Below are 23,109 nucleotides of genomic sequence, written 5' to 3'. Positions count from 1 at the left end.
CCCCGCGGCCGCGGCCGCCCACACCGACCATCCACAATCTCCGCCCGTGCTGACCCCCGACACAAGGAGCGAACCGCGCCGATGACGCGACTGCACGACCACCTGGCGGAGGCGATCAAGGATCCGGATCCGATCCGGGTCGGCGACGACCTGATCTGCTTGCGGTTCGAAACGATGAAGGTGTACTCCGCGCTCGGCGCCGTACGCCATCTCCTGGAGACCGGCGCGGTCCGGACGGGGGACACGCTGATCGACAGCTCGAGCGGCATCTATGCGCATGCGCTCGCGCTCGCCTGTCACCGGTACGGGATGAAGTGCCACATCGTCGGCTCCACCACGGTCGACCGAACGTTGAAGATCCAGCTCGAGATCCTCGGCGCGACCGTCGAACAGGTGCCGTCGTCGAACAACCTGCAACTCGACCAGAACCTCCGGGTCCGCCGGATCGGCGAGATCCTTCGCGACAACCCGACGTACCACTGGATGCAGCAGTATCACGACGACATCCACTACCTCGGGTACGGCGCGATCGCCGAACTCGTGGCCGAAGTGGTGCCGGCCGGGCCGCTGTGTCTGGTCGGTGGGGTCGGGACCGGGGCGTCGACCGGCGCGATCGCGGCGTACCTGCGGGAGCGCGGGCGGGACGTGAACCTGGTCGGTGTGCAGCCGTTCGGGAGCATCACGTTCGGGGCCGGGCACACGCAGGATCCGGACATGATCATCGCGGGGATCGGCAGCTCGATCGAGTTCCGCAATGTCCGGCACGAGTTGTACGACCGGCTGCACTGGATCTCGTTCGACTATGCGATGTCGGCCGCGGTCGACCTGCTGCGGACATCCGGTGTCTTCGCCGGGCTCTCGGCGGGCGCGGCGTACCTGTCGGCGCTCTGGGAACACAATTGCGACAGCAGCCGGAAGCATGTGTTTCTCGCCGCCGACACCGGGACGCGGTACGTCGAGTCCGCGTTCGCCCGGCATGCCGAGGCGCGGCCGATGGCGTCGATGCGGCCGCGCGAGATCGACTCGCTGGACGAGCTGGCGGTGCCGTGGTCGGCGATGTCGTGGGACCGGCGGGAGTCGGCCTGGGCCTGCCGCGAGGAGTTTCCATCTGCGACTCCGTCGCATTAGGCTGATGTCCGTGACGGGTTTGTCCGCCCTGCTGTACGACCCCGAAAGGCTGGCCGAGCTGCCATGACCGCACCTGCGCTCTCTTCCGTCGACGAGTTGGTCGCCGCCGTCCTCTCGGGCTCCGTCGGCCCCGCTCCGTCCACGTTCGCCGTCACCAGCGCCTTCTGGCTCCACCACACCACGCGCCTGCCGGGTGCCGACGTGACCTATCGCAACTACTACGTCCTCTTGCGGGTCGGCGAGGTCTTCGGCGCCTGCTCCTTCGAGGCCGGCGAGCTCGACCCGTCGTACTGCGCCGACACGTCCGGCCGCACGCTCGCCGACGTACTGCGATTCGACGACCCCCTGCCGGTGCGCATCGCCGCGCTCGACGCCTACCTGGCCTCGGTCGAGCCACACCACGTGTCGCCCGACGCCGAGGAAGTCGTCCTTCCCGCCGGCACGCCGGACGTCCGCGCCCGCGCCCGTGACGCCGCGGTCGCCGGGCTCCTGGATGTTGCCGAGGGCACCAAAGTTGCGCTGATCGGCGTGGTGAACCCGCTCGTCGAGGCGATCACGGCGCGCGGCGGATTGTGTCTACCGTGTGACTTCAACCTCCGCGAGACCGCGTCCGGAGCGCCGGTTTCGCGCGACATGACGCAGGTTGTCGACAATGCCGACGCCGTCGTCGCCACCGGAATGACGTTGTCCAATGGGACTTTCGACGTCCTCCTAGATCGTTGCCGTCAGCAAAAGAAGCCTCTCGCCGTCTATGCTCAGACCGGAAGCGCGGTCGCCCGCGCCTTCCTCGGCTCCGGCGTCACCGCCCTGTCCGCGGAGCCCCTCCCCTTCTCCCAGTTCAGCTCCCGCCCGACGAGCCTGTACCGCTACCACTCCAGGACGGGTCTATGAGCAGCCCCGGTCAGAACCCACCGGTCGTCACCGCACTCCCGGCCGAGGTGCCGGGCGACTGGTGGATGGTGCGCCGGTTGTGGCCGTTCTTGCTGGCATCGGCGGTGAGTCTGATTCCGTTCACCGTGTTCGGGATGTATCTGGTGCCGATCGCGGCGGCGGCCGGTGGGGATGTGGCGGAGATCGGTGGGCTGCGAGGGCTCGGGGGTCTGGCGGCACTGTTGGTCGGGTTCGTGCTGGCGCCGTTGATCGACCGGCTCGCGCGCGAACTGATGGCCGCGGGAGGCCTTGCGTTACTCGGGGTTTCGGCGGCGCTCGGTGCGGTGGGCAACGTGTTTGCACTGGCCGCGTTCTGCTTGCTGATCGGGGCGTCGACGTCGATCCTGGCGCCGTCGATCGGGGCCGCGGCTGCGGATCGGTTCCGGTCGCCCGCAGCGGCCGGGCGCGCCGCGACGTTGGTGTCCGCGACCACGTCGATGATGGCGATGCTGGCCGCGCCGGTCCTGGCCGTTCCCGGGCTCCTCTGGGGCTGGCGCGGGAACCTGCTCGCCGCGTCCGTGGTCTCGCTCTCGTTGTCGGCCGCGTTCTGCTGGCGCGGTCGCGGACGGAAGGCGCCGCTCCAGGCTGACGGCGCCGAGCGGATGAGCTACCTGGCGACGTACCGGGAGCTGGCCCGCATCCCCGGTGCGCTCCCGCTGCTTGCGGTCGCGATGCTGCGGACCGCGGCGTTCATGGGGTACCTGGCCTACCTCGCGGCCTTCTACGACGAGAGGTTCGGCCTGGCGCCGGGATGGTTCGCGCTGGTCTGGTCGCTGAGCGGCGCCTCGTTCTTCCTCGGCAATCTGCTGGCCGGTCGCTATCTCGCCCTCGAACGCCCGTGGATCAGCCCGGAGAAACTGCTGCTCGCCGGCCTCGGACTCGCTCTGATCGGTGTCGCGGCCTTCTACTTCTCGCCGACGCTGCCACTGACCCTGCTCCTGACCGCGCTCATCGGCGCCGGCCACGCGACCGTCGCCGCTTGCGTCACAACCCTGCTGGTCCGACGCAGTGGCGACCTCCGCGGATCGGCCCTCAGCATCAACGCGGCCGGCATGAGCCTCGGGACCTTCCTCGGCGCGGCCATCGGCGGCCTGGGCCTCGGTCTCGGTGGCTACCCCGGCACCGCGTGCGCCTTCGCCGCGATGACGCTGCTTGCCGTCCTCCTCGCCGTACGCGTCCGAGGCGGGCCAACGGTCAGGGCTTGATCCGGGCTTGATCAGGGTCCTCACCGAGCCTTGGTCGATATATCGTTCAGTGTATGGAGAACCTGCCCGACCGCCCGCATCCGCACGCGCATCTCCGCGCGTCCGACATCGATCGCGACCAGGTCGTCGACGTACTGCGGGATGCCCTGATGTCGGGGCGGTTGTCACAGGACGAGCATGCCGACCGGCTCGAGCAGACGCTGCAGGCGAAGACCCTGGGCGAACTCGAGCCGATCACCCGCGACCTCCTCGTCCCCGGTCAGGCCGTGCCGGTGTCGGCCGCGGTGCCGGTGCCGGCCCTGTCGAACGGCCGGGTGCCGATCGAGGAGCCGGCGAACCCGGCGGAGAGCTTCGACACCATGCTGGCGATCTTCGGCGGCGGCGAGCGGAAGGGCCGCTGGCGGGTCAAGCGCCGGACCAACGCGGTCGCGGTCTTCGGCGGCCACGACCTGGACATGACCGACGCGGTGTTCGAGGGCCGCGAGGTGACGATCTGGGCGTTCGCGGTGTTCGGCGGGATCGACATCACCGTCCCCGAGGGCGTCAGTGTCCGCAACGAGGGCGTCGGCATCTTCGGCGGGTTCGCGGCTCGCGGCAGCGAGGACCCGGACCCGAACGCACCCACCGTCGTGGTGAAGGGCCTCGCCCTCTTCGGCGGCGTCGGCGGCCAGTCATCCGCCAAACGGCACGGCAAGAAGAACAAAGGCAAAGGCCACCACCAACTAGGCGGCCATTAGCCACCCCGCCCCGCCCACCCTGTCACCCGCTCGCGCCGCCAGCCCACCCCCGCCCCGCCCGCGCCGTCACCCCGTCACCCGCTGCGCCGCCAGCGCCACCCCCGCCCGCAGTACCGCCAGCGACGCCAGGGGATAACCCGCGGCGGTGCCGGTTGTGTGCTGGTGTGAAGGGGGAGGACCGGCAACGGCCAGGGATATCCGGCTCTTCTGACATATCCGTGGGCGGTTTGTTCGCCTCCTTCGCGTCCCGGACAGGCGGCCGTGTTCTGTCGGTTGCCGCCCGGGGTGGGGAGGATCTGGTCCCGGATCGGGGGGAAGATCCTCCCCAGCCTCGCCCCGCCGGCCGGCCGGAGTCCTGGTGCTCGGTCCTGACCGCCGACATCCGCGAGCGCGACTACTGGGACGAGGCCGGCCCGTGGGTCTCGGCCTGGGCGGACGTGGCGCACTCACCAACCCAGACCGTCAGTTGCTGAATGCTCGCGGCCAAGCGGGGCGTCTCTGACATCGCGCTGCTGTGAGTGGGGCAGGTCCGGTCAGCGGCCCGGCATCGCCACACCCGCCCCCCGGCGTGGCGGGGTGTCGCGGACTTCCAGGCCATCACAATCACCGAGACGCAGCGATCGTCCGTGGGAGGCCTTCGTCCTGGCCTCGTTGTGATGGCCTGGCGATCCGGTCTACGGCACGGGCAACACGACAGTGAGTACGGGCTGTCCGGCTCGATCCCACGGAACCATGCGAAGCGCCGGATATCCCCTCGAACGAGTCGGCCGGCTCTGGGTGGCGAGCGGTGTGGCCGGAGCATGCGCCGGGGATGTCGGGTGGCGGGTGGGGGACGAGAGGGGAACGCAGCGATGGGGTGGCGAGGTGGTCAGATCCAGGACTTGAACCACATTCGGCTGAGCCAGTCGGGGTGGGGGAGGACCTTGTCGGTCAGGATCGGCCAGATGTAGGCGAAGTTCAGCACGACGAGTACGACGAAGGCGCCCACCACCGCACTGCCGATGAGTCTTCGGGGCGTCGCCGTACCCAGCGCGGCTCTGGCCGGTCCGAGGATCTTGCCCAGCACGAGCGCCAGCGCCATCACCGTGAACGGAATCATCGTCACGGCGTAGAAGAAGAAGATCGGTCTGTCGTCGAACGCGAACCACGGCACCCAGCACGTGATGTAGCCGACGATCGGTACGCCGAATCTCCAGTCGCGCGAGCCGATCCACAGCACCAGCGCCGCGATCAGCGACAGGGCCCCGCCCCACCAGAGGATCGGCGTACCGAGGGCGGAGATCACCGACAGGCAGTTCGTCCCGGCCGGCGGGTTGCAGCCCGGCGTACCGGCCTTGATGTCGTTGACCGCGTCGAACCCGATCGGCCGGGCGATGATCGGCCAGCCGGCCGGGTTCGACTGGTAGGGGTGGGTGGCGTGCTTGATGTAGTCGCCGGTGTGGAAGGCGAGCACTTCCTGGTGGTAGTGCAGGAGTGAGCGGAAGTCGTCCGGGACGACCTTCATGACGCCGTGCGCTGGATTCTTGGACGCGTAGTCGTGGTCGTAGGCGTTGTCGTGCAGCAGCCAGCCGGTCCAGGTCGCGAGGTAGGTGACGAGCGCGACCAGCACGATGCTGAAGAACGCCGGGATGCCGTCGACCAGCGCCGACTTCACGAACGCGAACCGGACGCCGAGCGCGCGCCGGGCACCGTAGTCCCAGGCGAAGGCCAGGATGCCGAAGCCTGCCAGCACCCAGATCGCGGACCACTTGGTCCCGCAGGCGAGGCCGAAGCAGATCCCGGCCAGGATCCGCCACGGGCGGAAGAGCAGCCAGCGGCCGACGGTACGGCGTTCGCCGTCCGGGACCGGGGTGTCGAGGGTGTCGGCGTGCCGGCGGCGGGTCCAGTCCCGGTCGGCGATCAGGCAGGAGACCGCGGCGACGATCCAGAACGCCAGGAAGATGTCGAGCAGTGCGACCCGGGACATCACGAAGTGCAGGCCGTCGACGGCGAGCAGCAGGCCCGCGATGGCGCCGATCAGGGTCGACCGGGCCATCCGGCGTACCGTCCGGATCACCAGCAGCACGGTCAGGGTGCCGAACAGGGCCGGCATGAACCGCCAGCCGAACGTGTTCATCCCGAACAGCTGCTCGCCGGCGGCGATCATCCACTTGCCGACCTCGGGGTGCACGGTCAGGCTCGGGGTGGCCTTGAAGACGTCCAGATTGCCGCTCAGGATCGCCTTGTCCGCGGCGCCCTCCGGCTGGTCGATGAACTGCCGGGCGTAGCCGAACTTGAGCAGGCTGAATGCGTCCTTGGCGTAGTACGTCTCGTCGAAGACGAACTTCACCGGGTTGCCCAGGTTCCAGAACCGCAGGATCGCCGCCATCGCGGTGATCGCCAGCGTCGCGATCCAGCCGCCGTCGAAATCCTTCGGCATCGGCGGGTACAACCGGTCCTTCAGCGGCGGCAGCCGTCTCCCGAGCACGTCCCGCCCGAGCGTCTCCAGCCCGTCGGCAGCGTCACTCCGCCGCGCAGTCCCGTCCTCGATCACAGCAGCCACGCCCGCCATGGTACGGACGCCCCGGTACCACCGCCTCCCCGCGTGGGTTCCGGGCGGCTGGAATGATGGCCTGGTGACCGGGCGATTGGTGTTGGCGGGGACTCCTATTGGGGACGTGGGGGACGCTTCGGCGCGGTTGGGGAGGGTGCTGGCGGAGGCTGATGTGGTGGCCGCGGAGGACACCCGGCGGTTGCGGCGGCTGACTTCCGAGCTGGGGATCACGGTCGGTGGGCGGGTGGTCAGCTACTTCGAGGGGAACGAGCGGGAGCGGACCCCGGAGCTGCTCGAGGCGCTGACGTCCGGGCAGACCGTGGTCGTGGTGACGGATGCGGGGATGCCGAGTGTTTCGGATCCCGGGTATCGGCTGGTGGCCGCCGCGATCGAGGCCGAGGTCGACATCACGGCGGTTCCGGGGCCGTCCGCCGTACTGACCGCGCTGGCACTGAGCGGGCTGCCGGTGGATCGGTTCACGTTCGAGGGGTTCCTGCCGCGGAAGCCGGGGGAGCGGGCGCGGCGGCTGGGCGAGCTGGCGGACGAGCCGCGGACGATGGTGTTCTTCGAGGCGCCACACCGGCTGACCGCGTCTCTCCAGGCGATGGCGGAGGCCTTCGGTGCGGAGCGTCGTACGGCGGTCTGCCGCGAGCTCACCAAGACGTACGAGGAGGTCAAACGCGGTCCGGTCGCCGACCTGGTCACCTGGTCCAAGGACGGCGTCCGCGGGGAGATCACCGTCGTGGTGGCCGGCGCGGACCCGCACAAGATCCTCACCCCGGAGGATCTGGCCGCCGAGGTCGCCACCGACGAGGAGGCGGGCACGCCGCGTAAACAGGCCATCGCCGACGTCGCCAAGCGCTTCAACGTCCCGAAACGGACCGTGTACGACGCCGTACTGGCGGCCCGAGACCCCGGTAAATAGCACTGGCGTCCGGCACTACCCTTTAAGGCATGTCCGAGAAGGCCTATTACGTCACCACCCCGATCTACTACGTCACGGCCCCGCCGCACATCGGCAGCGCCTACACGACGGTGGCCGGGGACGTCCTGACCCGTTGGCACGCCCAGCGCGGCGAGCGCAAGTGGTACCTGACCGGTACCGACGAGCACGGCGAGAAGGTGATGCGCAGCGCCGAGGCGCAGGGCATGTCCCCGCAGGCGTGGACGGACAAACTGGTCGAGGAGGCCTGGAAGCCGGCCTGGGTCGACGTCGACATCGCGTACGACGACTTCATCCGGACCACCGAGCAGCGGCACACCGAGCGGGTCCGCGAGTTCTGGCAGACGCTGTACGACAAGGGCGACGTCTACAAGGGCGAGTACGAGGGCCTGTACTGCGTCGGCTGCGAGGAGTTCAAGCTCCCCGCCGACATCCGCACCGACGAGGACGGCACCCAGCGGTGCATGATCCACGGCACCGAGCTGGAGACGGTCTCGGAGACCAACTACTTCTTCCGGCTCTCGGCGTACGCCGACAAGCTGCTGGAACTGTACGAGTCGCAGCCCGACTTCGTGGCCCCGGCCAGCGCCCGCAACGAGGTGGTCGCGTTCGTCAAGCAGGGCCTGCAGGACCTGTCGATCACTCGCTCGACCTTCGACTGGGGCATCCCGGTGCCGTGGGACGAGGACCACGTCCTCTACGTCTGGATCGACGCGCTGCTCAACTACGTGACGGCCGCGGGCTACGGCACCGACCCGGAGCGGTTCGAGGAGCTCTGGCCGGTCGACGTGCACCTGGTCGGCAAGGACATCCTCCGGTTCCACGCGGTGATCTGGCCGGCCATGCTGATGGCCGCGGGGGTCGCCGTACCGAGGCAGGTCTTCGCGCACGGCTGGCTGCTGGTCGGCGGCGAGAAGATGAGCAAGTCGAAGCTGACCGCGATCGCGCCGCACGAGATCACCGACCACTTCGGCTCGGACGCGTTCCGGTACTACTTCCTGCGGACGATCCAGTTCGGGTCCGACGGCTCGTTCTCCTGGGAGCACCTCAGCGCGGTCTACACCTCCGAACTCGCCAACGGCCTGGGCAATCTGGCCAGCCGGATCGCGGCGATGGTCGGCAAGTACTTCGACGGCGCGCTGCCGGAGCCCACCGACCACGGACCGGCCGAGCAGGCGCTCGCCGACAAGCTAGCCCAGACGGTGGCGATCGCGGACAAGGCGATCGAGTCGCTCGCCTTCCAGGACGCGCTGGCCGCGATCAACGAGCTGGTCGGCGCGGTCAATGGGTACGTCACCGAGCAGGAGCCGTGGAAGGTTGCGAAGGACGAGTCCCAGCAGGCCCGCCTGGCCACGATCCTCTACAGCGCGGCGGAGACGCTGCGTGCGGTCGCCGTACTGCACAACCCGACGATGCCGAAGACGTCCGCGAAGCTCTGGACCCTGCTGGGCGCCGAGGAGAAGCTCGGTTCGCTGAAGGACCAGCGGGTCCAGGACGCCGGCACGTGGGGCCAGCTCCCGGCCGGCGCCACGCTGACCAAGGGCGACGCGCTGTTCCCGCGGCTCGAAGAGGCCTAGACCTCGACCTGGACCGCGGCCGTCGCGTGGTAGAGCGCGGCGGCCTGGGTCCGGCTGGTGACGGCGAGCTTGGTCAGGATGTTCGCCACGTGGAACTTCACCGTCGACTCGCTGATGTGCAGCTCGTTCAGGGCGAGCTCCACGGCCGTCGAGCGGGCCGAATCAGCGTCGATCCGCTGGTTCCGCAGTACGCCGAGAAGCGTGGCGAGCGTGGCCGCGTGGGCCTCACCGAGCTCGGCGGCTAGGTCGGCGCGAGCCTTGGCCAGCACGTCGTCTGCCATGTCGTTCAGGGTACGGCGGTTGATGCGTCCACCCGAGCCCGTCTTTCGGACGGTGGACAACCGTTCGTTCGGCCAGTCGGGAATGCCCGGACACCCGCGAAGCTTGATTGAAGTATCAACCAATCGATGGAGGCGCAGCATGCGAGCGGTGGTTTTCGAGGAGTTCGGCGGTCCCGAGGTACTGCGGACCGAGGATGTGACCGAGCCGCACGCCGGCCCCGGACAGACCCGGGTCCGGGTTCGCGCGGCCGGGGTGAACCCGATCGACTTCAAGGTCCGCCGCGGCTGGACCAAGGGGTTCATCGACGTGACGTTCCCGGCCACGCCGGGGCTGGAGGTCGCCGGGGTGGTGGACGAGGTCGGTGAAGGCTCGGAGTTCGCCGTCGGTGACGAGGTCGTCGGCTGGTCCACGACCGGGTCGTACGCCGAGCACGCGCTGGCCGGCAACGTCGTACGCAAGCCGGAGGGCCTGAGCTGGGAGCAGGCGGTCGGGCTGCCGATCGCGGGTGAGACGGCGCAGCGTGTCCTGGATGAGCTGCAGCTGAAGGACGGCGAGACCCTGCTCCTGCACGGCGCCGCCGGCGCGGTCGGTTCGATCGCGGCTCAGCTCGCCAAGACCGCGGGTGCCACGGTCATCGGTACGGCGTCACCCGCCAACCACGACTTCCTGCGCTCGCTCGGCGTGATCCCGGTCGCGTACGGCGAGGGCCTGGTCGACCGGGTTCGCGAAGTCGCGCCGCAGGGCATCGACGCGGTCTTCGACACCGCCGGCCACGGCGGTCCGAAGGAGTCGATCGAACTCCGCGGCGACACCGACCGGATCGTCACGATCGCCGACTTCAGCGCCGCGGAACTCGGCGTTGCGGCGTCCATGGGCAGCAGCGCCTCGCCGGCGGAGATCGCCGCCGGCCTGACCAACCAGCTGCAGGCCGCCGCAGCCGGCAACCTCCAGGTCCGCATCGCCCAGACCTTCGCCCTGATAGACGCCGCCAAGGCCCAAGAACTCAGCGAATCCGGCCACGCCCCCGGCAAGGTCGTCGTACTCCCCTAGGCGTAGGCGAACCGAGAGGTCGGTGCTGGTACGTCGGCCACTCGCGGGTCCCAGCGGTCGACGAAGTTCACCCCGGGCGGGATCTCGACGGAGGTCGTCGAGGTCCAGCCGCGGGTGAGGGTCGGGAAGTCGGGGACGTCCGGGTGGTACGCCGAGCCGCGGCGAGCCGGCCGGGCGGCCGGTCGGAGAGTGTTTGATCTCAACCCTTGTTGAGGTATTACGGTCTCCGTCATGAACACGTCGAAGACCGGCCGCGACGCCGACGAGAAGCTGATCCGCGAGCTTGTCGCTCGATCTCAGGAGGCGCAACTGGACGCCGATGCACTGCCCGCTCTGCATACCCCCGACCTGGTGCTCGTCAACCTCGCCGGTCGGCGGGTCTTCGGGCGAGATACCTTCGCCGCTGCGATGGCAGCGGCGCTGTCGACGCCGTTGAAGGATGTTCGGACGACGCTGCAGACCGACGACATCCGGTTCCCCACGCCGGACGTTGCGATCGCCAGCCTGACCAAGACGATCCACGATGAGCGATCCGCTGAAGCCGGCACGATGCCCACGACGGGTGCGATGACGTACGTGCTGGTGCGCAGGGGTGACGGGTGGCAGATCGCCTTGGCGCAGACGACACCGATCCGCTGACGCGGGCTGGCTTCCTGCACGATCCGGCTGGGTAAACCCGTCGCCCCGGCGACTGCTCACTTCTACAGTCGACGCATGACCAGCATCCTTTCCGCCGTGGCCTGGCCGTACGCGAACGGTCCCAGGCATATCGGCCACGTGTCCGGGTTCGGCGTACCGTCCGATGTGTTCAGCCGGTACCTGCGGATGGCTGGTCACGACGTGCTGATGGTGTCCGGCACGGACGAGCACGGTACGCCGATCCTCGTGCAGGCGGAGCAGGAAGGGGTGAGCCCGCGGGAGCTCGCCGACCGCTACAACCGGGTGATCGTCGAGGATCTGCACGGCCTCGGCCTGTCCTACGACCTGTTCACCCGCACCACGACCCGCAACCATTACGCCGTCGCCCAGGAGCTCTTCAAAACCCTTTACCGCAACGGATATCTCATCACCAGGACGACGATGGGCGCGATCTCGCCGTCCACCGGCCGCACCCTCCCCGACCGCTACATCGAGGGCACCTGCCCGATCTGTGGGTACGACGGCGCCCGCGGGGACCAATGTGACAACTGCGGGAACCAGCTGGACGCGATCGACCTGATCAACCCGCACAGCCGGATCAACGGCGAGACGCCGGTGTTCGCGGAGTCGGAGCAGTTCTTCCTGGACCTGCCGGCGCTGGCCGATCAGCTGGGCGCCTGGCTGCAGACCCGCACCGGATGGCGGCCGAACGTGCTCAAGTTCGCCCTCAACCTCCTCGACGACGTCCGGCCGCGGGCGATGACGCGCGACATCGACTGGGGCATCCCGGTGCCGCTGCCGGGCTGGGAGGACAACCCGAACAAGCGGCTGTACGTGTGGTTCGACGCGGTCATCGGCTACCTGTCCGCCAGCATCGAATGGGCCCGGCGGACCGGAGACCCGGACGCCTGGCGCAAGTGGTGGTGCGATCCGGAGGCCCAGTCCTACTACTTCATGGGCAAGGACAACATCACCTTCCACGCCCAGATCTGGCCGGCCGAACTCCTCGGCTACAACGCCTCGCCCGGGCAGTACGGCGTACTCGATCTGCCGACCGAAGTGGTGAGCAGCGAGTTCCTGACGCAGGAGGGCAAGAAGTTCTCGTCGTCCCGGTCGGTGGTAATCTTCGTCGGCGACGTGCTGGAGCGGTACGGGCCGGACGCGTTGCGGTACTGGGTGTCGGTCGCCGGGCCGGAGACGCGCGACGCCGACTTCACCTGGTCCGACTTCGTCCGGCGGAACAACGACGAACTGGTCGGCACCTGGGGCAACCTGGTCAACCGGACCGCCTCGATGATCGCGAAGAACCTCGGCGCCATCCCGGCGGCCGGCGAGCTGACCGCGGCCGACCGTGACCTGCTTGCCGGCAGCAAGGAGGCGTTCGGCACCGTCGGCGACCACCTGCGGCACCAGCGGCTGCGGACCGCGATGGGCGCGGCGATGCGGAACGCGGCCGACGCGAACCAGTACTTGTCCCAGCAGGCGCCGTGGAAGGAGCCGGATCCGGAGCGGAAGGCGACGATCCTGCACGTCGCCGCGCAGGTGGTGGCCGACAGCAACCGGCTGCTCGCGCCGTTCCTACCCCACTCGGCCCAACGCGTGCACGAGGCACTCGGCGGGACGGGGACGTTCCTGCCGCAGCCCGAGGTCCGCGAGGCCGACGACCTCGACGGCGGCGCGCCGTACCCGATCATCACCGGCGACTACACCGCCCAACCACGCTGGGCGTCGGAGCCCGTCGTACCGGGCACGCCGGTGCGACCCCCCACCCCGATCTTCGCCAAGCTGTCACCGGACGTGGTCGAGGAGGAGCTGGCGCGGCTCGGTTGACGCTTTCTTACAAGCGCGTAAGTGGCGGCGGTCGTACGGTCAGGGGTGAGAGGAGTTGAGGACGATGACGAACTACCTGGCGACCGCCGAGACCGATATCGCCGCAGCGCCCGAGCGGGTGTGGGACGTGCTGACCGATCCGGAGCAGCTGAAGGAGCTGTGGTTCGGAGCCGAGGTGAAGACGGACTGGCAGCAGGGGAGTCCGATCACCTGGAGTGGCGAGTGGGAGGGGAAGCCTTATCAGGACAAGGGCGAGATCCTCGAGGTCGACCCCGGGCGGCTGCTGAAGCTGACGCACTACAGTCCGCTCACCGGGCAGCCCGACGTACCGGAGAACTACCACACGCTGACCTACACGCTGGACGGCAGCGATACGGCGACCCACTTGAAGCTCACGCAGGACAACAACGGCAGCGAAGAGGAGGCGAAGCACTCCCAGGAGATGTGGGAGATGCTCGTCGCCAAGGTCAAGGGCGCCGCTGAGACAGCGGGTCAGTAATCTGAAGCCTATGGCTGCTGATGGTGTAGAGGTCGACCGGCCGACCCGGGAACGGGCCGCGATCGGGGAGGACGGCAGGTCGCGGGACCGGACCCGGCCGGCGCTGCCCGATCCGCTGCCGATGAGCGTGGTCGACGCGCATTGCCATCTCGACATCGCCGACGGCGACGACGGCGCCTGGCTGAGCCCGGCCGAGGCGATCAAGCTGGCCTCGTCCGTCGGCGTCACCCGGATCGTCCAGGTCGGCTGCGACCTGCCGGGCGCGGTCTGGGCGGTCGAGGCCGCCGAGCAGTACCCGAACCTGATCGCCGGCGTCGCGCTGCACCCGAACGAGGCGCCGAAGCTGAAGGCCGCCGGCGAGCTCGACAGCGCGCTGGCCGAGATCGAGCGGCTGGCGACCGGCGCGGACAAGGTCCGGGTGATCGGTGAGACCGGGCTGGACTACTTCCGCACCGGCGAGGACGGCCGCGCCGTGCAGCACGAGTCGTTCGCCGCGCACATCGAGCTGGCGAAGCGGCTGGACAAGACGCTGATGATCCACGACCGGGACGCGCACGACGACATCCTGCGGATCCTGGACCGCGAGGGCGTGCCGGACCGGGTGATCATGCATTGTTTCTCGGGCGACACCGAGTTCGCTCGTGAGTGCGTCAACCGGGGTGCGTTCCTGAGCTTCGCCGGCGTGGTGACGTTCAAGAACGCCCAGTCCCTGCGGGACGCGCTGGCTGTGACCCCGCTCGACCGCGTGCTGGTCGAGACCGACGCGCCGTACCTGACTCCGTCCCCGCATCGCGGTCAGCCGAACGCGTCGTACCTGATCCCGCACACGGTCCGGAAGATGGCCGGCGTCCTGAACATCTCGGTCGCCGAGCTCTGCGATGCTCTGAACCACAACGCGAATCGGGCCTTCGGCGGCTCATGGTGATGGTCCTGACCGATGCCGACATCCGGGATCGGCTGACGGCCGAGGACGCCGTCGCGTGGACGCGGGAGGCGATCCTCGCCGCGCACACCGGGCGGTTGCACACGCCGCCACGGGTGCACACGGAGCTGGGTGGCGGGAATCTCGTCTTCACCACCGGCGCGCTGACCGGGGAGTGGTACGGCTACCGGTCGTACGACACCTTCCCCACCGATCCCGGCGGCCAGCTGGTCGTCGTCCACGACTGGCACACCGGCACGGTGCGTGGTGTTGCTGTGGGCAACGAGCTCGGACCCCGCCGGGTCGGGGCGATCGGTGCGGTCGCGGTCGACACACTGGCTCGTACGGACGCCACGACGCTCGGGCTGGTCGGCACCGGCACCCAGGCGTGGACCCAGCTGTGGGCGATCGTCACGGTCCGCCGGCTGACCTCCGTCGCCGTCTTCAGCCGAGAGCCAGTCCGCCGGGATGCCTTTGCTGCAAGGGTTTCCGAGGAGTTGGGTATGCCCGCTGCCGGCGTCGCGTCGGCCCAGGAGGCGGTTGACGGGCGGGACATCGTCGTACTCGCGACCAACAGCCCGGTGCCCGTGATCGAGGCCGACTGGGTCGCGCCGGGCGCGTTCGTGACCACGCTCGGACCGAAGCTGATCGGGCGAGCCGAGTTCGGTCCAGGCCTGATCGCCCGGGCGGATGTCGCGGTGACGGACTCGATCGACCAGACACGCGCGTACGACCCACCGTTCGTGCTGGTCGGCACGCCACAGCACGACCGGCTGATCAGCCTCGGCGCGGTGCTCGCCGGCGACACCCCCGGCCGCACCTCCCCGCAACAGATCACCGCCTTCTGCTCCGTAGGCCTGGCAGGCACCGAGGCTTACCTGTTGGCGAAGCTGGTTTCGTGACCGGCTGGACGCCGACCGTCAACGTTTCCGTCGACCGTTGCGCGGGGCCCCGGACAAGCGCAGTCTGAGGGCGTCAGCCTCAGCGGAGGCCGGTGTCCACACATGGGGGAGAAGGCAATGAGTGTTCTGATGACGCTGCGGGTGACTGGGGATCCGACGGCAATCGAGAAGTTGGGCGCCGACAACGGCGCACTCTTCCAAGGGGTGGTGGCGGACGCGTCCAGCCGCGGTCTGATCTCGCATCACTTCTACGGCAGTGACACCGAGCTTCTCGTCGTCGACGAGTGGCCCGACCAGGCCTCGTTCCAGGCCTTCTTCGAGAACTCCGGAGCGCAGATCCAGCAGATGATGGCGGCGGCCGGGGTGACCGCAGAGCCGGCCATCGAGTTCTGGCGGCACCTGGAGGTCGGCGACGACGTCGGGTGACGCCGCTGGTAGACACACCTCATGGAGTTCAGTGAGGTGGTCCGGCGACGCCGGATGGTGCGGAACTACGACCCGGACCGGGCGGTGCCGGACGAGCTCCGGGAACGCATCCTGGAGAACGGGTTGCGCGCGCCGTCCGGCGGGTTCACGCAGGGGTGGGCGTTCCTGACGCTCGAGGGCGACGATCGGGAGCGGTACTGGCGGATCGCGGCCGAGGACGCCGACGAGAAGTATGTGGAATGGCTCACAGGGCTGCGCCGCGCACCGCTGCTGATCCTGGCCTTCGCGCACAAGGACGCCTACCTCGATCGGTACGCCGCCGCGGACAAGGGCTGGACGGACCGCGACGAGGCCCGCTGGACCGCGCCGTACTGGTACATCGACACCGCGATGGCGGTGCTGCTGATGCTCCAGACGGTGGTCGACGAAGGCCTGGGAGCGTGCTTTTTCGGGCCTCGTGCGGACAAGGTGGGCCGGTTGCTGAAGGAGTTCGGCGTACCCGAGGGGTTCGACCTGATCGGGCTGCTGTCGGTCGGCTACCGGGCCCCGGACAGGCGGTCGCCGTCGCTGCGGCGGGGCCGCCGGACCACCGCGGAAGTGGTGCATCGAGGGCAATGGGGCCATCACCTGGCGTAACGGCCCCATTACACCTTTTTACGACTCGCCGACGAGGGGATTGGCGCTTCCGGGACATCTTCGTTACTGTCTCGTGATGTTGGCCGGGATCGGGGAAGATTCCGGGCAGCACATCCCCTCGGCGGGATCCTGGGTTCCGGGCAGCCAGTCCGGCGTTCGCGATCGGTGCCTGTGCTGTCCCACCCCGTGCCCGGGTAGCCCTACCTGGGAGCGTTAGTGCGTAAGTCCATCATCGTGGCCGTCGGTGCGACGGCTGCGTTCGCCGTTGCGGGCGGCTCCGTGGCGTATGCCGCGAAGAGCAAGACGGTCAGTCTGTCCGTCGACGGCCAGGTGCAGAAGGTGCATACCTTCGGCTCCACCGTGGCAGACGCTTTGAAGGCCGAGAAAGTTCAGGTCGGTGAGCACGACGTCGTCGCGCCCACGCCGGACTCCAAGCTCAAGGACGGTCAGGAGATCGCGGTGCAGTACGGCCGCCAGCTGACCATCGACGCCGACGGCACCAAGAAGGCCTACTGGACCACGGCCGACAGTGTCAGCGAGGCTCTCGCCGACCTCGGTCTGCGGTACGACACCGGCGCCGTCTTCTCCACCAGCCGCAGCGCGCCGCTCGGGCGTCAGGGCCTGGAGCTCGTCGTGAAGACCCCGAAGACCGTCCAGATCGTGCGACAGGGCAAGGTCGCGACGATCAAGTCGATGGCTGCGACCGTCGGCGAGGCGCTGACCGCGGCCAAGATCGTCTGGGACCGGGACGACCGGATCAGCCCGGCGGCGGCCACCGCGCTCAAGCCGGGAGTCAACCGGGTCGGGTACGTGAAGGTCGACGTCAAGAAGGTCACCAAGACCGAGGCGATCGCCCACGGCACCGCCGAGACCAAGTCGGCGACGCTGGAAGTGGGCAGCAAGAAGACCGCCGCCAAGGGCGTCAACGGCGCGAAGTCGGTGACGTACGTGCTCACCTACCTGGACGGCAAGCTGACGACCACCAAGCTGCTCACGTCGACGCTGGTCACCGCGCCGGTCGACGAGAAGGTCCTGGTCGGCACCAAGCCGAAGCCGGCAGCGCCGACGCCGACGCCGACCCAGGACACCAGCACCCCGCCGTCCACCGGCGACACCAGTGCCTGGGACCGGATCGCCGAGTGCGAGTCGGGCGGCAACTGGTCCATCAACTCCGGCAACGGGTACTACGGCGGCCTGCAGTTCGACCACGGCACGTGGGCGGCCTACGGCGGGACGGCGTACGCCACGAACGCGAACGGCGCGTCGAAGGCGCAGCAGATCGCGATCGCGGAGAAGGTCAAGGCCGACCGCGGTGGCTACGGCGCCTGGCCGGTCTGTGGCAAGCGCGCATAGTGACAGACTGACGGGGTGACCCCGTCTGATTCATCCACTTCCGCCGGACCGAGACTTCTCGGTCCGGCGGAAGTGCGTTCACTGGCCGCCGCGCTCGGGGTCCGCCCGACCAAGCAGCGCGGCCAGAACTTCGTCATCGACCCGAACACCGTCCGCCGGATCGTCCGCGCGGCCGAACTGGACGACGGCGAGACCGTGCTCGAGGTCGGCCCCGGTCTCGGCTCGCTGACCCTGGCGCTGCTGGCCGACGGGCATCCGGTCACCGCGGTCGAGATCGACCCGCTGCTGGCGAAGGCTCTGCCGTCGACGATCGCGACGTACGCGCCGGATCAGGCGGGCATGCTGAGGGTGGTCGAGGCCGACGCGATGACGGTCGGACCGGAGCAGGTCGGGTCGCCGTCCGCGTGTGTGGCCAACCTGCCGTACAACGTCGCCGTACCGGTCCTGCTGCATCTGCTCGCCATCTCCCCGTCACTGCGGCACGGGCTGGTGATGGTGCAGTCCGAGGTCGCGGACCGGCTTGCGGCCCCGCCCGGTTCGCGGACGTACGGCGTACCGTCCGCGAAGGCGGCCTGGTACGCCGAGGTGCGGCGGGCCGGGCCGATTGGGCGGAACGTGTTCTGGCCGGCGCCGAACGTGGACTCCGGGCTGGTCGCGTTCGAGCGGCGGGACGCGCCGAAGACGGCGGCGAGCCGGGAGGAAGTGTTCGCGGTGATCGAGGCGGCGTTCTCGCAGCGGCGGAAGACCGTGCGGTCCGCGCTGGCCCGCTGGATGCCCGACCGCGAGCGGCTCGACGAGGTGTTCCGGGTCACGGGGATCGACCCGAAGCTGCGCGGGGAGATGCTCGGGATCACCGACTTCGCCGCGCTCGCCGGCGCCGGTCGGCCTGACTAAGGCAGTAGCGTGTGCCCGTGCCACCTTCCTCTGAGGTCACGGTGCGGTCGCCGGCCAAGATCAATCTGGGTCTGTCGGTCGGTCCGCCGCGCCCGGACGGGTTCCACCCCGTCGCCACGGTCTACCAGGCCGTTGCCCTGTACGACGATGTCACCGCGGTGCTGCGCGACGACGACGCCTCGATCTCGGTGGACGTGGTCGGCGACTTCGCGAACGACGTACCGACCGACGACACGAACCTCGCGGTGCGGGCGGCGTTGCTGCTGCAGGCGGAGTACGACGTCGAGGAAGGCGTCGAGCTGACCATCCGCAAGACGATCCCGGTCGCGGGCGGGCTGGCGGGCGGATCCACTGACGCGGCAGCGACTTTGGTGGCGTGCAATCGGTTGTGGGGGCTGCAACTCTCGCAGACCGAGTTGCGGAACCATGCGGCCGAGCTGGGCAGCGACGTGCCGTTCTGCCTGGTCGGTCACACCGCGCTCGGCCAGGGGCGGGGCGAGCAGGTCACCGAGGTGATGTCGCGCGGGACCTTCCACTGGGTCTTCGCGATCGCGGACGGCGGGCTGTCCACGCCGGCCGTCTACAGCGAACTGGACCGGCTGCGTCCGCTCCGGCGGGTCGAGGCGCCGCAGGTCCGCCCCGAGCTGATGTCCGCACTGCTCTCCGGTCAGCCCGGCGCCCTCGCGGTTGCCCTCAGCAACGACCTCCAGGCGGCGGCGCTGTCGCTGCGCCCCGAGCTCGGCGAGACCCTCCAGTTCGGCCTCGACCAGGGCGCCCTCGCCGCCCAGATCTCCGGCTCCGGCCCGACCTGCCTCTTCCTCGCCGCGGACAGCCGCAGCGCCGTCGACCTGGCCGTCGAACTCGCCGAATCCGGCCTCTGCCGCATGGTCCGCCAAGCCGAAGCCCCCGTCCCCGGCGCCCGAATCCTCCCCGCCACGGTCACCCGGTAGCTCGAGCATGGGTGAACAGCGCCCGGGCGCTCGTCAGCCCGCGTCGGCTGCTCCCGACGCGGCGGGCGGTCCGCTCCCGACCGACCCGTCGTGCCGGCCGACTGGGCGCCCCGGTCGCGGAACGCTCACCGGTCGGCTCACGGTGCCCGACGACTGGGATTCCCCCGAGACCAACCAACGAGGAGATCGCCGAAGACTTCTATCGGTGAATCACCGGTAGCTCCAGCCGTGCAGTTTCAGCAGCCTGCAAAGGGCTCTGGTTATCTGCCGGTGAGGATGGATAGGAGTTGGTTGGTAGGGGTGGTGAGGGCTGCGCGGACGGCTTGGGGTGGGTTGAAGGTGGCGGGGTGGAGGGCTGCGGTGGCGCGTTCGAGGTCTGGCTGGGCCAGCGCGGCGGGCACGGTGGGGGACCTGGCGCCGTCGAGGAGCGGGCGTACGTAGGTCTCGAAGTCGCGGTACGTCGACGGGGGCTGGCCGGTGGGGGCCCAGGCCAGGTAGAGGCGGGCGATGTCGACGTTGGTGTCGTGGAGGAAGTCGGTGGCCGAGGTCGTGCTGTTCGGTGGATCGGTGACCTGGGCGCCGCCGAGCGTCTCCGGGGGCATTCCGCAGGCCAGGTAGAGGGCCGGCCAGAAGATGGTGAAGTAGAAGCAGTCGTCGAAGGTGTTGAAGTGCCACAGCGCGGCGGCTTCGGACCAGGCCTGCGCCGTCTCGTCGAGGCCTACTGATCCCGGTCGCAGCGACTGGGCTACGCCGTACGCGGTGGAGAGGCCGAGCTCGGCGTACGCGTCGAGCCGTAGTCCCTCGTGCGGGCCGGTGCCTTCGAGGCCCCAGGTGCCCGGATAGGCGATCGGTACGTCGGGCAGCCGTCGCTCGAGTTGGTGCGTGACGACCTGTCGTGCGCGATCGGGGAGACAGGCGCGCAGCCAGATCTCGGTCAGGTCCTGGCGGTAGTCCTCGATCGAGAGGACCGGCACCGCGACATTCAGTGGTCTCGGCTGACCGCCACAGTGAGCGCATCCCTCGACTGCCGTCCGTGCGCCGCAGTCCGCGCACACAAGCATCGTCCGCTTGCGCAGGGGGATCCGGCCGGCCTCGGTGAGGTTGGCCGCGAGGGTGGTGACGCCGCGCTGGTACGCCGGACTCAGTGGGTCGAGGAAGACGTCGTACCGGATTCTGGCGGCATCCAATGCATCGACGAACTCGTCCCGGAACGCGGCGGCCAGCTTCTCGGCGTCGACGCCCGCCCGCTCGGCGCGCGTGAGCACCGAGCCCTGATGGACATCGACGCCGGCGGTCGTCACCACCCGCTCACCACGTGCCCGTGCCGACCGGGACGCGAGGTCCGCGGCCAGGTACGTCCCGGCGAGCTGACCGACGGGCAACGGCCTGCCGGTCTTCGCGGGCGGCATCACGACAACGGTCGCACCGGCACACGTCGCGATGCTCATGCGAAGGCTCCTCCCCGGGGCGGCGGCGATGGCGAGCACGGCCGGGCCGGTTACTCTGCACACCGGATCGGTCGCAGTCCGCGACGATACTCTCAGTCCGGGTCGCCCGAAACCCCTTGAAACACAGGGATTTCACCCCAACTGGGCAAGCGAGCGTTTGAATCGCCGGGTAATTCGGTCGCGGCCCGGGCGGGCCGCTGTTACGGTCCGGGCAGGAGTCCATCGATCGAGTGGCAGGAGAACGGGATGCGGCGCGTGGTGATCGACCTCATCGGTACTGATCGCTTCGACGCATTCGCGAGGACTCTTGAACTCTCTGACGATGGGCATTGTGGCGCATGTCGACGCCGGTAAGACCAGCCTGACCGAGCAGCTGCTGTACGCCGCCGGTGTGATCGACCGGGTCGGCCGGGTCGACGACGGGAACACCCAGACCGACTCGATGGACCTCGAGCGGAAGCGCGGCATCACGATCCGCTCGGCGGTGGTGTCGTTCGAGCTGGGCGACCTGACCGTCAACCTGATCGACACCCCGGGACACTCCGACTTCATCGCCGAGGTCGAGCGCGCTCTGTCCGTGCTGGACGGCGCCGTGCTGGTGATCTCCGCGGTCGAGGGCGTCCAGGTGCAGACCCGTCTGCTGATGCGCACGCTGACCCGGCTGCGCATCCCGACCTGCCTGTTCGTGAACAAGATCGACCGTGTCGGCGCCCGGTACGACGAACTGCTCGCGGACATCGCGCGGTTGCTGACTCCCGCCGCCGTTCCGATGGGATCGGTGTCGGACCTCGGTACTCGCGGAGCCGTCTTCGAACCGTTCGGGCTGCCGCGCAAGGTGCTCGGAGAACTGCTTGCCGAGCGCAACGACGGCTTCCTGGCCCGCTATCTGGACGACGGGTTGTCGGCCGACGACTACGCGGCTGAGCTGCGCCGGCAGGTGGCGGCCGCGCAGGTCCACCCGGTGTACTTCGGCTCCGCGATGACCGGCGTCGGTATCGCCGACCTGATCGGAGGCATTCAGTCCTGGTTGCCGCGCGCAACCGCATTGCCGTCGGATGCCTTGCAGGCAAGGGTTTTCAAGGTCGAGCGTGCGTCCGCCGGCCAAAAGGTTGCCTCGGCGCGCGTGTTCGCCGGGTCCTTGTCGGCTCGCGCGTACGTCGATGTGCACCCGGCGGAAGGTCCGTCGTACCAGGCGCGTCCGACGGCGGTGGAACTCTTCGAGCGCGGGTCGCGGCGGACGGTCGAGCGAGCCGAGGCCGGGCAGATCGTGGCGTTGCGCGGGCTCAAGGACATCCGGATCGGCGATCAGCTCGGCGTGCCGGCGCGTGGTGCGGGCCGGTTGTTCGCGCCGCCGACGCTCGAGACTGTCGTGAGTGCGCGGGATCGCGTGAAGCTCTTCCAGGCGCTGACCCAGCTCGCCGAACAGGACCCGCTGATCCGCGTCCGGAAGGCCGACGACATCACGGTCAGCCTGTACGGCGAGGTGCAGAAGGAGGTGATCGCGTCCTTGCTCGAGTCGGAGTACGGACTGGCGGTCTCCTTCAGCGAGACCACGCCGATCCACATCGAACGGTTGGCCGGCGCGGGTACGGCGTACCGGGAGATCGGTGCCCCTGACAACCTCTGGGCGGCGGCGGTCGGCCTCCGCGTCTCACCCATTGCCGACGGCATCGAATACAACCTCGAGGTCGAGCTGGGCGGTCTGCCCCGCGCGTTCCACACGGCCATCGAGGAGACGGTCCGCCAGACCCTCCATCAGGGCCTGTACGGCTGGGAGATCCCGAACTGCCGCATCGATCTCACGCACACGGCGTACATCAGCCCCGTGACGGTCGCCGCCGACTTCCGCCGGCTCGTGCCACTCGTCCTGATGCAAGCCGTCGCGGACGCGGGCACCACAGTCCTCGAGCCGGTCAACCATTTCGAGCTGGACATTCCCGCCAACTCCGTCGCCCGGGTCTTGTCCCTGCTAGCCGAATCACGCGGCCTGGTCGAACAGACCACCCTGCATGAGGATCGTGCGCACCTCGAAGGCACGATCCCCGCCGCCACCACTCACCCCTTCGAGACCCATCTCCCCGGCCAGACCCACGGCGAAGGCATTCTCACCCCTGTCTCCACCAGCTACCGCCCCGTCCCAGGTACAGCTCCCAGCCGCTCCCGAACCGACGGCAATCCTCTCAACCAGAAGCAGTACCTCCTCCACCTCAACCAGGCGTGAGCCG

22 protein-coding genes are annotated in these 23,109 nt (G+C 69.2%); 18 read left to right on the top strand and 4 right to left on the bottom strand.

Going from position 1 to position 23,109, the window contains the following annotated elements:
- Nucleotides 1-81 precede the first annotated feature (81 nt).
- The 4 genes from ACXC9Q_RS14590 to ACXC9Q_RS14575 all read left to right on the top strand — a co-directional run bounded on the left by ACXC9Q_RS14590 (nucleotide 82) and on the right by ACXC9Q_RS14575 (nucleotide 4,000).
- Complete coding sequence (locus tag ACXC9Q_RS14590; RefSeq protein ID WP_457057037.1) at nucleotides 82-1,128, top strand: pyridoxal-phosphate dependent enzyme; 1,047 nt, start codon at nucleotides 82-84, stop codon at nucleotides 1,126-1,128.
- 63 nt (nucleotides 1,129-1,191) lie between these two features.
- Nucleotides 1,192-2,019, top strand: a complete 828-nt coding sequence (locus tag ACXC9Q_RS14585) for a Rossmann-like domain-containing protein (RefSeq protein WP_457057036.1) — start codon at nucleotides 1,192-1,194, stop codon at nucleotides 2,017-2,019.
- Nucleotides 2,016-3,263, top strand: coding sequence for an MFS transporter (locus ACXC9Q_RS14580; protein ID WP_457057035.1), 1,248 nt, complete (start codon nucleotides 2,016-2,018; stop codon nucleotides 3,261-3,263). Before ACXC9Q_RS14585 ends, ACXC9Q_RS14580 begins: the two co-directional genes overlap by 4 nt.
- A 53-nt stretch (nucleotides 3,264-3,316) precedes the next feature.
- The gene (locus ACXC9Q_RS14575; RefSeq protein ID WP_457057034.1) at nucleotides 3,317-4,000 is read left to right on the top strand and encodes a DUF1707 SHOCT-like domain-containing protein; all 684 of its coding nucleotides are present in this window, start codon (nucleotides 3,317-3,319) and stop codon (nucleotides 3,998-4,000) included.
- An 868-nt stretch (nucleotides 4,001-4,868) separates the two neighbouring features.
- On the opposite strand, the gene ACXC9Q_RS14570 is transcribed toward ACXC9Q_RS14575, so the two are convergent.
- Nucleotides 4,869-6,419 (bottom strand): dolichyl-phosphate-mannose--protein mannosyltransferase, encoded by a 1,551-nt coding sequence (locus ACXC9Q_RS14570; protein ID WP_457057189.1) that lies wholly within the window; start codon nucleotides 6,417-6,419, stop codon nucleotides 4,869-4,871.
- A 196-nt stretch (nucleotides 6,420-6,615) separates the two neighbouring features.
- Between ACXC9Q_RS14570 and rsmI the strand changes: the two genes are divergently transcribed.
- Entirely contained in the window at nucleotides 6,616-7,458 is an 843-nt protein-coding gene (rsmI, locus tag ACXC9Q_RS14565) for a 16S rRNA (cytidine(1402)-2'-O)-methyltransferase (RefSeq protein WP_457057033.1), read from the top strand.
- Between the two features lie 29 nt (nucleotides 7,459-7,487).
- A complete protein-coding gene (gene metG, locus ACXC9Q_RS14560) occupies nucleotides 7,488-9,053 on the top strand; it encodes a methionine--tRNA ligase (RefSeq protein WP_457057032.1) in 1,566 nt (521 codons plus the stop codon).
- Here the strand turns inward: metG (ACXC9Q_RS14560) and ACXC9Q_RS14555 are convergent.
- Complete coding sequence (locus tag ACXC9Q_RS14555) at nucleotides 9,050-9,334, bottom strand: LuxR C-terminal-related transcriptional regulator (RefSeq protein ID WP_457057031.1); 285 nt, start codon at nucleotides 9,332-9,334, stop codon at nucleotides 9,050-9,052. The genes metG (ACXC9Q_RS14560) and ACXC9Q_RS14555 overlap by 4 nt on opposite strands.
- Nucleotides 9,335-9,473: 139 nt before the next feature.
- Between ACXC9Q_RS14555 and ACXC9Q_RS14550 the strand changes: the two genes are divergently transcribed.
- Nucleotides 9,474-10,385 carry an NADP-dependent oxidoreductase gene (locus ACXC9Q_RS14550; protein WP_457057030.1) on the top strand — a complete coding sequence of 304 codons (912 nt, stop codon included), beginning with the start codon at nucleotides 9,474-9,476 and terminating at the stop codon, nucleotides 10,383-10,385.
- Here ACXC9Q_RS14550 and ACXC9Q_RS14545 read toward each other — a convergent pair.
- Nucleotides 10,382-10,588 carry a hypothetical protein gene (locus ACXC9Q_RS14545; RefSeq protein WP_457057029.1) on the bottom strand — a complete coding sequence of 69 codons (207 nt, stop codon included), beginning with the start codon at nucleotides 10,586-10,588 and terminating at the stop codon, nucleotides 10,382-10,384. The two genes, ACXC9Q_RS14550 and ACXC9Q_RS14545, sit on opposite strands and share 4 nt — an antisense overlap.
- Nucleotides 10,589-10,616: 28 nt before the next feature.
- Between ACXC9Q_RS14545 and ACXC9Q_RS14540 the strand changes: the two genes are divergently transcribed.
- From ACXC9Q_RS14540 to ACXC9Q_RS14495, 10 genes are all read left to right on the top strand, one after another.
- Nucleotides 10,617-11,024 (top strand): SgcJ/EcaC family oxidoreductase, encoded by a 408-nt coding sequence (locus ACXC9Q_RS14540; protein WP_457057028.1) that lies wholly within the window; start codon nucleotides 10,617-10,619, stop codon nucleotides 11,022-11,024.
- Nucleotides 11,025-11,099: 75 nt separating this feature from the next.
- Nucleotides 11,100-12,854, top strand: coding sequence for a methionine--tRNA ligase (gene metG / locus ACXC9Q_RS14535; protein ID WP_457057027.1), 1,755 nt, complete (start codon nucleotides 11,100-11,102; stop codon nucleotides 12,852-12,854).
- A gap of 64 nt (nucleotides 12,855-12,918) precedes the next feature.
- Nucleotides 12,919-13,353, top strand: a complete 435-nt coding sequence (locus tag ACXC9Q_RS14530) for an SRPBCC family protein (protein WP_457057026.1) — start codon at nucleotides 12,919-12,921, stop codon at nucleotides 13,351-13,353.
- A 10-nt stretch (nucleotides 13,354-13,363) separates the two neighbouring features.
- Nucleotides 13,364-14,278: a TatD family hydrolase gene (locus ACXC9Q_RS14525; protein WP_457057025.1), complete on the top strand. Its 915-nt coding sequence runs from the start codon at nucleotides 13,364-13,366 to the stop codon at nucleotides 14,276-14,278.
- Nucleotides 14,278-15,177, top strand: coding sequence for an ornithine cyclodeaminase family protein (locus ACXC9Q_RS14520; RefSeq protein ID WP_457057024.1), 900 nt, complete (start codon nucleotides 14,278-14,280; stop codon nucleotides 15,175-15,177). Before ACXC9Q_RS14525 ends, ACXC9Q_RS14520 begins: the two co-directional genes overlap by 1 nt.
- A gap of 117 nt (nucleotides 15,178-15,294) precedes the next feature.
- The gene (locus ACXC9Q_RS14515; RefSeq protein ID WP_457057023.1) at nucleotides 15,295-15,603 is read left to right on the top strand and encodes a hypothetical protein; all 309 of its coding nucleotides are present in this window, start codon (nucleotides 15,295-15,297) and stop codon (nucleotides 15,601-15,603) included.
- A gap of 21 nt (nucleotides 15,604-15,624) precedes the next feature.
- Nucleotides 15,625-16,239 carry a nitroreductase family protein gene (locus ACXC9Q_RS14510; RefSeq protein WP_405068869.1) on the top strand — a complete coding sequence of 205 codons (615 nt, stop codon included), beginning with the start codon at nucleotides 15,625-15,627 and terminating at the stop codon, nucleotides 16,237-16,239.
- Between the two features lie 216 nt (nucleotides 16,240-16,455).
- Complete coding sequence (locus tag ACXC9Q_RS14505; protein WP_457057022.1) at nucleotides 16,456-17,592, top strand: transglycosylase family protein; 1,137 nt, start codon at nucleotides 16,456-16,458, stop codon at nucleotides 17,590-17,592.
- 72 nt (nucleotides 17,593-17,664) lie between these two features.
- Nucleotides 17,665-18,486 carry a 16S rRNA (adenine(1518)-N(6)/adenine(1519)-N(6))-dimethyltransferase RsmA gene (rsmA, locus tag ACXC9Q_RS14500; RefSeq protein ID WP_457057021.1) on the top strand — a complete coding sequence of 274 codons (822 nt, stop codon included), beginning with the start codon at nucleotides 17,665-17,667 and terminating at the stop codon, nucleotides 18,484-18,486.
- 11 nt (nucleotides 18,487-18,497) lie between these two features.
- Complete coding sequence (locus ACXC9Q_RS14495) at nucleotides 18,498-19,436, top strand: 4-(cytidine 5'-diphospho)-2-C-methyl-D-erythritol kinase (protein WP_457057020.1); 939 nt, start codon at nucleotides 18,498-18,500, stop codon at nucleotides 19,434-19,436.
- Nucleotides 19,437-19,696: 260 nt separating this feature from the next.
- Here the strand turns inward: ACXC9Q_RS14495 and ACXC9Q_RS14490 are convergent, their stop codons facing one another.
- Nucleotides 19,697-20,884, bottom strand: coding sequence for a class I tRNA ligase family protein (locus ACXC9Q_RS14490; protein WP_457057019.1), 1,188 nt, complete (start codon nucleotides 20,882-20,884; stop codon nucleotides 19,697-19,699).
- A gap of 322 nt (nucleotides 20,885-21,206) precedes the next feature.
- Between ACXC9Q_RS14490 and ACXC9Q_RS14485 the strand changes: the two genes are divergently transcribed.
- A complete protein-coding gene (locus tag ACXC9Q_RS14485; RefSeq protein ID WP_457057018.1) occupies nucleotides 21,207-23,105 on the top strand; it encodes a GTP-binding protein in 1,899 nt (632 codons plus the stop codon).
- Nucleotides 23,106-23,109 lie beyond the last annotated feature (4 nt).

The organism is Kribbella sp. CWNU-51 (assembly GCF_054073265.1).
The sequence above is the reverse complement of the archived record's forward strand: the minus strand, read 5'-3'. Positions and strand labels throughout refer to the sequence as shown.